Annotated in this window: 6 protein-coding genes; all 6 read right to left on the minus strand. The window is 60.8% G+C overall.

Annotated elements, in window-relative coordinates:
- Positions 1-1,547 (minus strand): N-acyl-D-amino-acid deacylase family protein (locus tag JNL55_RS14080; RefSeq protein ID WP_293854128.1); only part of this gene is annotated, 1,547 nt, incomplete at its 3' end.
- A gap of 77 nt (positions 1,548-1,624) precedes the next feature.
- The gene (locus JNL55_RS14085; protein WP_293854132.1) at positions 1,625-3,871 is read right to left on the minus strand and encodes a TonB-dependent siderophore receptor; all 2,247 of its coding nucleotides are present in this window, start codon (positions 3,869-3,871) and stop codon (positions 1,625-1,627) included.
- 121 nt (positions 3,872-3,992) lie between these two features.
- Positions 3,993-6,416: a TonB-dependent siderophore receptor gene (locus JNL55_RS14090; RefSeq protein ID WP_293854137.1), complete on the minus strand. Its 2,424-nt coding sequence runs from the start codon at positions 6,414-6,416 to the stop codon at positions 3,993-3,995.
- Positions 6,417-6,516: 100 nt separating this feature from the next.
- Positions 6,517-7,521 (minus strand): FecR family protein, encoded by a 1,005-nt coding sequence (locus tag JNL55_RS14095; protein ID WP_293854141.1) that lies wholly within the window; start codon positions 7,519-7,521, stop codon positions 6,517-6,519.
- Entirely contained in the window at positions 7,518-8,000 is a 483-nt protein-coding gene (locus JNL55_RS14100; protein ID WP_293854144.1) for an RNA polymerase sigma factor, read from the minus strand. Before JNL55_RS14100 ends, JNL55_RS14095 begins: the two co-directional genes overlap by 4 nt.
- 46 nt (positions 8,001-8,046) lie before the next feature.
- The coding region (locus JNL55_RS14105; RefSeq protein ID WP_293854147.1) for a PQQ-binding-like beta-propeller repeat protein at positions 8,047-9,534 on the minus strand (1,488 nt) is incomplete at its 5' end.

Consider the following 9,534-nt stretch of genomic DNA (forward strand, 5'->3'; position numbering starts at 1 on the left):
ACGGCGTACTGCAGCGGTTTCTCGAACGTGGCTAGATCCCGAACGGCGGCCGGATCGAAGATCACTAAATCGGCGGCCATGCCGACAGCGATACGGCCGCGGTCGAAGGCACCGATGCGATTCGCCGCCAGCGACGTCATGCGACGGATCGCCTCTTCGAGGCTGATCACGCCGTCCTCACGCACGTACTTGGCCAGCACCCGAGGAAATGATCCGAAGGTCCGCGGATGTGTCGACTCCGCCTTCGCTGGATTCGTCGGACCATTGTCCGTATCGAACATCACGAACGGCGCACGCATCGCGAGCACCTTCTGTGCTTCGCTCATGCTTTCGGGCGCAATGCCAGTGTCCGCTTGCACCAGGTCGAAGAACGTATCCCACACGTCGCGCTTGTCCCGGCGCGCCACCTGCGCTATCGACAGGCCAATGGCACTCTTGTTGTCCGACCCGGTGACCAGCACCTTGTCGAAGTCAGCCCCGATGGCTTGATAGGTGTTCTCCCAATCGCTATCCACGCGTTCGATTTCAGCCCGCAGTTGCTGACGGACTTTGCGATTGGCGAGTTGCTTACGAGCAGCTTCGTGGCCCTTCTCGAAAAACGTCGGCGGCAGGAAGGAATCGAGCCCGTTGCCATGGCGAATGTAGGGATAGATATCGGTCGTTACATCGAGTCCGCTGGCCCGCGCAGCTGTGATCTTCGCGAGCGCCTGCTCCATCAACGGCCAGTTCTTCTTGCCTGAGGCTTTCAGATGGTAGATGTGAACGGGAATCTTGGCCTCACGCGCAATCTGCAACGTCTCATCAATGGCGCCCAACAGACCCGCGGTTTCGTTACGAAGGTGGGTTGAATAGAAACCGCCATGGCGAGCGACGATTTTGGCCAGCTCGATCAGCTCCGGCGTCTCAGCGTATGCACCCGGCGGATAGATGAGCGCGCTGGAGATGCCGTGTGCGCCGTCGAGCATCGCTTGTTCGACGAGCTGTTTCATCCGGTCGAGTTGCGCCGGCGTCGGATCGACATCCTTATCGCCTAGCACGACACGGCGTACCTGCTCAGCCCCCACATTGAACGCGACATTCAGCGGAACGCCATGTTTCTCCAGAATCCGAAAATACTCAGCGAAGGTGCTCCAACGAACTTGTTCACCGTCGATGGACACTGGCTTCATGTCCGCCGGGGTCGGTGCGGACGACCAGCCTTCGCCGGAGACGTGAGTAGTGATGCCTTGTCGTAGCTGGCTCAAAGCGACTACGGGATCCTGGATGTAACCCAGCGTGCCCTGTCCCATCATGTCGATGAAGCCGGGCGCGACTACGCGATCGCGCGCATCGACGATCCGTTTCGCCGTCGTGCTACGGAGCGACTCGGCGTTGCCCAGCGCGACGATGCGCCCGTCATGGATAGCGACGCTGCCGCGATACCAAGGATTACCGCTGCCGTCGACGATGCGTGCGTTGACGATGAGAACGTCCAACGCAGGCTGCGCCGCGGCTGCTTGGCCACAGCCAAGCACGAGCAAACAGGTCCACAGGATGAATTTATTCATAGCAAATCGATCGCGCTAACGAGGCGCGACAGCTCGAGTAGCTCGGGCGGCACGGTTGCACCGCCCGAGCTGCAGCTTCAGAACTTGTACTTCACCGAGCCGACGAACTGCCGGCCTGGGTTCACGTTGATGGCATAGAAGGGGCTGCCATAGCTCGGTGAGTAGTACTTGTCGTCCAGCACGTTGGTGATTGCGAGCGAGTAGTTCCAAGGTCCGCTCTGGTAGAACGCGCGCGCATCGACTTCGAACACATCGTCGAACAACTCGAGCGTCTGGCCCCGCGCGCCGCCGAAGAACGGCTTGGGATCTACGACCTTTTTATAAACCACGCCGCCGCCAAAGCCGAACCCGGTCAACGGGCCGTCCTGGAACTGATAGCTGGAGAACGTCGAGACGCCCCACTTCGGCGCGAACCACGCCGGATAGCCCTTGAACTCGCCTTCCACGAATTCATTGTCGAGCGCCGCGGCCGACACGAACACCGACCAGCCGCTCACGATCTCACCCTGGAAGTCGAGTTCGATGCCCCGAGCGCGCTGCTCACCGATCTTGACGCGGAAGCCACGCGAGGCCAGCGCCGGATCGGGATTGTTTTGAGAGATGTTGGTGCGTGCGATCTGGAACAAGGCGACCGACCAGCTGAAGCGCTGATCCGCGGCATCGCCCTTGAGGCCGATCTCGTACGCCTCGCCTTCTTCCGGACCGATCTTGTTGCCATCGCCAGTGGGATCCGCCGGGTCGTACGAGAACTCGTTGCGCGGTGTAAAGGTCGTGCCGTAGCTCACATAGGCATTCAAACGTTGGTTCAACGCGTATGTGACGCCGGCCTGGTAAGTCGTCGCATAGTTCCGGAAGTAGTCCTTCGGCCCGTAACCTTCATCGTAGGCTTCGAGATCGCAGCAGGTACCCACTCGAAAGTCCTCATACTCGGCATAGCGCGCACCGAGCATGATGATCAGACCATCCGCCGGACGCAGGAATGTTTGTGCGGTAAGGCCAACTTCCGTGTAACCGTTCAAGCCGCCGTACACTTCGACGTAATCGGTGTCCGCCAGCGCGGGATTGCTCGATGTGTAGTCGCGCAGTCTGCGCTGGGTTCGAGGCAGCACACTGTAGTCGGGCGAATAGATGCTGAAGCCCGTATTCGTGCCGAGCCACGCGTAAGGCGACGCACCTTCGGTTTCGGTGTCGTAGATGTCGGCGCCGAGGAACAACGTGTGATTGCGACCGCCGAGCTCGATGTCACCGTACAGGTTGATTTCCGCGGACTTGATCTTGGACTCGCTGTCGCCGCCGAAGATTTCCAGATCGGTTTCGCCGCTCTCGGCATGCGTGGTCACGCCCTGCGACTGGAAGTACAGATTGTCCAGCTTGGCGTACTGCGCATTGGCGCGGAATCGCCAGGAGTCGGCGAATGCATGTTCGAACAACAACCGGCCATATTGCAGCTCGCTATTGAAGAACTGATCCGGCTGGCCGACCAGCGTATCCCGAGCCACATCCGGAATGGTGTAGTTGGACGCCGCTCTCGGATAAGCGCCAGTCACGGGATTGATGTTCGCCACGCGCACGCCGAAGTTGCCGAGCGGCATGAAGTCCTGCTTCTGGTACTGGGTCATCAAGGTCACGGCGGTGTTTTCCGTGAACTCGTACTTCAGCGACGGCGCGACCACGATGTTCTTGCGATAGAAATAGTCGACCGGGCCTTCTTCGTCGAGATAGCTCGCGACCAACCGGCCGCTGAGCTTGTCATCGGCAGTGAGTGCGCCATGAATATCAAATGCCGCGCGATAACGGCTGTAGGTGCCGGCTTCCAGATCCACCGAGCCGCCGAAGTCCGCCGTCGGCTTCTTGGAGATGGCATTGGTCATGCCGCCGATCGGGCCGTGGCCGTACATGGTCGAGGTCGACCCCTTGATGACCTCGATGCGCTCCATCGCCGTCAAATCCAGGTCGATGGTGCCGAATGCACGCATGCCGTCGATCTTGAATGCATTGTCGCTATCGACCAGGAAGCCGCGGAAATAGTTACGGGCAAAGCCGTCGTCCAGATGCGAAACGTGGCTGCCCGCGTCGATCTTGTACGTGTCCTCCAGCCCGCGAATGCCGGCGAACTCGATCACGTCCTCGGTGATGACCTTGACGCTTTGCGGCGTGTCCTTGACGGACAACGGCACCTTGTTGGCGCTTTCGACGGTTTCGTAACTGAAGCGCTTACCAGTGACGACGACTTCGTCGACCTGCTCACCTTGGGCGTGCGCAATCACCGAGAAGAATGGAACGACAGTGCAAAAGTAGGCCAGCGAACGTGTCGAGCGACGCATACGTACTCCCCATATAGTTTTTTGACCGTGGCACTAGCTTCGGTCTTGAGGAGTAGATGGTTGAGCCGCGAAAAACCTCACCTAGATTTTCGAGACGGCGATACGGCGTACCGTTCCCGTTTTAAAACAGATACTTCAGCGAGCCGATCAGTTGTCGGCCGGGGTTCACGTTGATGGCGTAGTACGGGCTCGGGTAGCTCGGGCTGTAGTACCGTTCAGCGAGTGCATTGGTCACAGCCAGCGACAAATGCCAAGGACCGCTCTCGTAGAACACGCGCAGGTCCACTTCGAACACGTCGTCGAACAAGTCCAGCGCGTGGCCCTGGGCACCGCCGAAGAATGGCCGAGCATCCACGATTTTCTTGTAAACCACGCCACCGCCGATGCCGAATCCACGAGCGCGGCCTTCCTGCCATTGATAGCTGGAGAACAACGACACCCCCCAGCGCGGTGCGAAGTAAGACGGGTAGCCGTTGAACTCCTCACCGACGAATTCGTTCTCCAACACCGCCGCCGACACATAGGCGGACCAACCGGGCGCCAACTCGCCTTGCGCATCGAACTCCAGCCCCCTCGCCCGCTGCTTGCCAATCATGACCACGAATCGTTCGTTCAACGCCGGGTCGGGATTCGCCTGAGCGATATTGGTCCGCGCAACTTCGAACAGCGCCGTGGACCACGAGAAGGCGCGGCCCGGCAGCTCCCCTTTCAAACCGATCTCGTAGGTCTCACCGTCTTCTGGGCCGACGGGCCGACCGCGACTGGTTGGATTCGCAGCGTCGAAGGTGAACTCGTTGCGCGGCGTGAAGGATTGCCCGTAGCTCACATACGCAGTGACATCGGCACCCAGCGTATAGGTCAGCCCTGCCTGATACGTCGTCGCATAGTTGCGGTAGTACGTCTTGGCTGGCAACGGTTCCTGCACCGAAGCCAAGCTGCAACAAGCCGCAGCGCTGCCGTGCTCGTATTCCGAATACCGCATACCGAGCATGGCGCTCAGTGGCCCAGCGATATTGGTAAACACTTGCGCGGTGTAGCCGCTCTCGATGGCTTTCTCGTCGCTGGCACTCGTCTCCGCATAGTTGATAGACGGCGCGAGCACTGGATTCGACAGGGTGTAGTCCAGCGGACTGCGAAGCGCCCGTGGCAGCAGCGAATAATCCGGCTGATACACACTGAAACCGGTGAGCGAACCCGGCGCGAACGCGAGTCCCGACTGCTGTCGATTCTTGGCCTGATAGCGGTCGACGCCGAAGAACAACGTGACCTCCCGGTCGCCCACATCGACGGTGCCGAACACATGCACTTCGGCGGAACGCACTCGCTCCGTCAGCGTACCGCCGAAGATTTCGACATCCGTCGTGCCATCGGCGTGCGTCGTGATGCCTTGTGCTTGGTGGCCATCGTTGCTGACGCGTGCCATCTGAGCGTTGGCACGCAGCCGCCAGCCACTGACGAACGAGTGATCGAGCAGCAATCGGCCATACACCAGCTCCGCCGATTGAAACTGATCGGGCTGGCCCACGAAGCGACTACGCGGTACACGCGGCACGAGGTAACTGTCGGGATCCGTCGAGTCACCCGCAATCTGTACACCGAAGTTTCCCAGCGGCATGAAATCGTGCTGCTGGTACTGGGTCGATAGCGTCAACGACGTTGCGTCGCTGACTTGGTATTGCAGCGAGGGCGCCAACACGCCGACGCGCCGATACGAAAAGTCGACCGGCCCCTGTTCATCCAGATAACTGGCAACCAACCGGCCACTGAGCCGCTGATCATCGGTCAACGCACCGTGCAGGTCCAAGCCGGCACGATAGTGGTCATAACCTCCGGCTTCCAGCGACACCGAACCGCCGAACTCGGGGGTCGGCTGCTTGGAGACGGCGTTTAGCGTGCCGCCCACCGATGCATGACCGTACATCGTCGACGTGGCCCCTTTGACGATCTCGATGCGCTCCAGCGGCGCGATATCGAATTCGATCATGCCGAACGCCCGCATGCCGTCGATCTTGAACGCATCCGTGCTGTCAGCGAGAAAGCCGCGAAAATAATTGCGCGCGAAGCCGTCGTTCAGATGCGATGCATGGCTGCTGGCATCGATGCGGTAGGTGTCCTCGAATTCGTTCAGCGAGGCGAACTCGATCATGTCCTGCGTGATGACTTTTACGCTCTGTGGCGTGCGCCTCGCCGGCAGCGGCATCTTGTTGGCGCTTTCGATCTCGGCATAGTGGAACTGTTTGCCGAGCACCACGATGGAGCCGATCTGCTCACGTTGGCGCACCACCACCATCAGATCATCCGGCGAGACGCGGGCGTCCAGGCTGGCGTCTTCCAGCAGCAAGTCGAGAGCTTCGGTCAGTGTGTACTCGCCAGAAATCGGCGGCGAGAGGCGCGTGCCTAGATCGGCCGCATTGAAGAGCACGTTGTAACCCGACTGCCGAGCGAGCATGCGAAGCGCATCGCCCAGCGGCTGTTCAGGCACATCGAACACCAATCGGGACGGCGCAGCGGCGGCGGAACACGCCAGCCAGGTTACCAGCAACAAAACGGCCCCGACGTGCCGCACAGGAAGGCAGGCACGAGCGTCCGAAGGGGCGGCAGCGAAGGCTTCGGTCCGAATCGTCAGGGGCTGCGATGCGAACATCTCACCTGGATTTTATAACGATCCGCTGCTGCTGTTCTTCCAAATTCAAGCCATGCAGTTGCGCCAGGGCTCGGGCGAAGCGTTCGCTATCGCCGGTGTGGTACAGGCCGCTGACCGGCAAGCTGGCCAGCTCCGGGCTGCCGAGCACGAGTTGCCTCGACGTATAACGATTCAATTCAGCGATGGCGTCGCCCAACGGCGTTTGGTCCAGCACGATTTCGCCGCGACGCCAGGCCGTCACGACGGAAATGTCGGGCGTGTCGAGCACCGCCGGTGCCCCGGCATTGAGCGTCAACCGCTGGCCGACAGCGAGCATTCGCCCGTCACTGCCCGGCGCGACTCCCGCATCGACAGCGGCACCGGCCGCTTGCTCAGTCGAAGTCACAGCGACTTTGCCTTCGACCAGCACCACTGCAACTCGCCCTTGCTCGTGGCGGACAGTGAACTTCGTACCGATGGCCGTGACTGCGTACGCTCCCGCCCGCACGACGAACGGACGTTGCGCGTCATGTGCCACCTCGAACAACGCTTCGCCGCGATCTAGCGTGATGCCGCGTTCGTCGCCATCGTACTGACTACGCAGCCGCGTGCCGGAATTCAACGAGATCTGAGTGCCGTCACCGAGTAACACGATGCGTTGCTCGCCGACCTTGGTGTCGTATAGCCCCGCGAACCAATGGTTGTAGACAAAGAACGATAGCGCGGCGATCAGTGCCGACGCCGCCAATCCCCAAGCAACGTGCGGGCGCGAACGGGGCACGAACGGTTCGGCGACTGGCTCATCCGATGCCTGGTGCGACAAGCTGCCCGCCGAAATGCCGGGCATGCTCTCCCAAACCTCAGTCAGGGCCTCGAACTCGCGAGCGTTATGTTCGCTTTCACCCAGCCAACGCTGGAAGCCAGCCTCCAACTCGGGCGTGCGATTCGGACCGTGCAGCCGTGCGATCCAGGCCGAAGCTTCGGCCCGGGCCCGACGCGCGCGATCCTCCGTCCCGGCGACGGTCATTCCCGATACCTCGCCATCCAATCCGCCAGGAAGAACGAGGCGCGGGCGATGTGTTTTTCGACCATGCTCACGCTGATTCCCAGGCGTTCCGCGATCTGCACGTAGCTGTAGCCTTCCACTCGATTCAATAGAAATACCTGCCGGGGCCGCGGATTCAACTGCTGCAGCCCAGCCTTCAGTCTCAGTAGACGTTGTTGCCCGGCCAAAACCTCATCAGGAAGTGGCGCCGGATCGACGGCCACCAGGGTTTCGGTGGCATCGGAGGACTGGAAGCGCCGCGACCGGCGGCCCATCTCGGCGGACAGGTTCAGGACGGTGCGGACCACGAACGCCTCGGTATGCTGGACGGCGTGATCGCGGGAATAGACCTGCAGGCGCAGGAAGGCTTCCTGCATCAAATCCTCGGCGTCGTCGGCAGTGCGCCCCCGGCTCATCAGGAGCCGGCGCATCTTGCCGAACAACGACACGATTTCCTGCATGGCTAAACGATGACAGTTCTAGATAACGGCAGCAAGCCTGCGAGCGTTACTGCTCCGCTCGCTGCCGTTCCAGTTCCCGCTTGGTGCTGTCGACGATGTAGGCATGGATGGCCTCCACGTCTGGTTCGCTCAACATGTCGGCAAAGCTCGCCATACCGCGAGGCTCCAGTGCCCCGTGCAACACGATCTCTTTGAAGATCCCATGTTTCTCGCGCGATAGCTCGAGCAGGCTCGGTGCACTACCGGCCGGGTAGCTGTGACACCACGAACAACGAAAACGATCGAACAGCACACCGCCCTTCTCCACCATTTCAGCCGAGGTCGGCACCTCCGGCGGTACCTGCAACGGCTTATGTTCGACGACTGCAGGAATGGGGACGCGCCCGCCATTCAACTTGAAAGTGACGATGCGACCCGCGTTGCCATAGCGATACGCAGCCGAGCTGCGACGGTAGCTCCAGCCGGGAGGACCGCCGTAGCCCGCCATGATTGCAATGTACTGCTCGCCATCGATGGCGTAGCTGATCGGCGCCGCTTTCATGCTGGTGCCGACATTGATCGCGGCCAGCCGCGCGCCGGTGTCGGCGGAGTACGCGTAAAGGAAGCCATCGCCGGAGCCTTGAAACACCACTTTGCCGCCTGTCGACAACAAGCCTGCTCCGCGATAGATCGAATCGGTGGTGACACGCCAGCGTTGCTTGCCATGCACCGGATCCCAAGCTTGCACGTAGGCGATCTGCTCGATATCGACGCCCGCCGGCAATTGGCCGCTGACCTCCTCGGTCCCGACAATATCGACATGCTCGGAGCTTTGGCCGTGCATGTACTTCGGCTTGGGATTGAACTTATAAACATCCGGCGATTCGAGCAGCGGGATGTACACCAGCTTGGTCACCGGGTTATAGGACATCGCGTGCCAGTTATGCGCGCCCACTTGTCCCGGATAAATCAGCTTCGGCCCCTTGGAAAAATCCGACTGCGCCGTCAGCACCGGCCGCCCGGTTTGCAAATCCACATGGCTGGCCCAATTGACCTTGCCGAATTTCTCCGCCGACAACAGTTCGCCGGTGGCCCGATCCAGAATGTAGAAAAAGCCATTCTTCGGCGCCTGCATCAGCACCTTGCGTGTCGCACCGTTGAGCGTGAGCTCGGTCAGCACCATCTGCTGAGTGGCCGTGTAATCCCAGCTGTCGCCCGGTGTGGTCTGATAATGCCAACGCAAGCGGCCGGTGCTCGGATCGATGGCCAGAATCGACGCGAGATATAAGTTATCCCCGCCCTTGGGGCTGCGACTCCACACCGGATGTGGCGAACCGTTGCCCGTGCCGACGTACAGAAGATTCAGCTCGGGGTCGTAGGCCATGGCGTCCCACGCAGTGCCACCGCCGCCGACATCCCACATACTGTTCGGATCCCAAGTCTTGGATGCAGCCGCCAGCTCCAGATGCTCCAACGGTTGTTTCGGATCGCCGGGCACGGTGAAGAAGCGCCAGCTGAACTCACCGGTCTCTGCATCGACGGCAGTGATATAACC

This window comes from Steroidobacter sp., from assembly GCF_016790065.1.
Lineage (GTDB): Bacteria > Pseudomonadota > Gammaproteobacteria > Steroidobacterales > Steroidobacteraceae > Steroidobacter.

What these genes read in the sequence shown, in the direction of transcription:
- JNL55_RS14100 (WP_293854144.1), bottom strand. Translation starts at nt 8,000, where the DNA reads ATGCAGGAAATCGTGTCGTTGTTCGGCAAGATGCGCCGGCTCCTGATG.
- JNL55_RS14085 (WP_293854132.1), bottom strand. Translation starts at nt 3,871, where the DNA reads ATGCGTCGCTCGACACGTTCGCTGGCCTACTTTTGCACTGTCGTTCCA.
- JNL55_RS14095 (WP_293854141.1), bottom strand. Translation starts at nt 7,521, where the DNA reads ATGACCGTCGCCGGGACGGAGGATCGCGCGCGTCGGGCCCGGGCCGAA.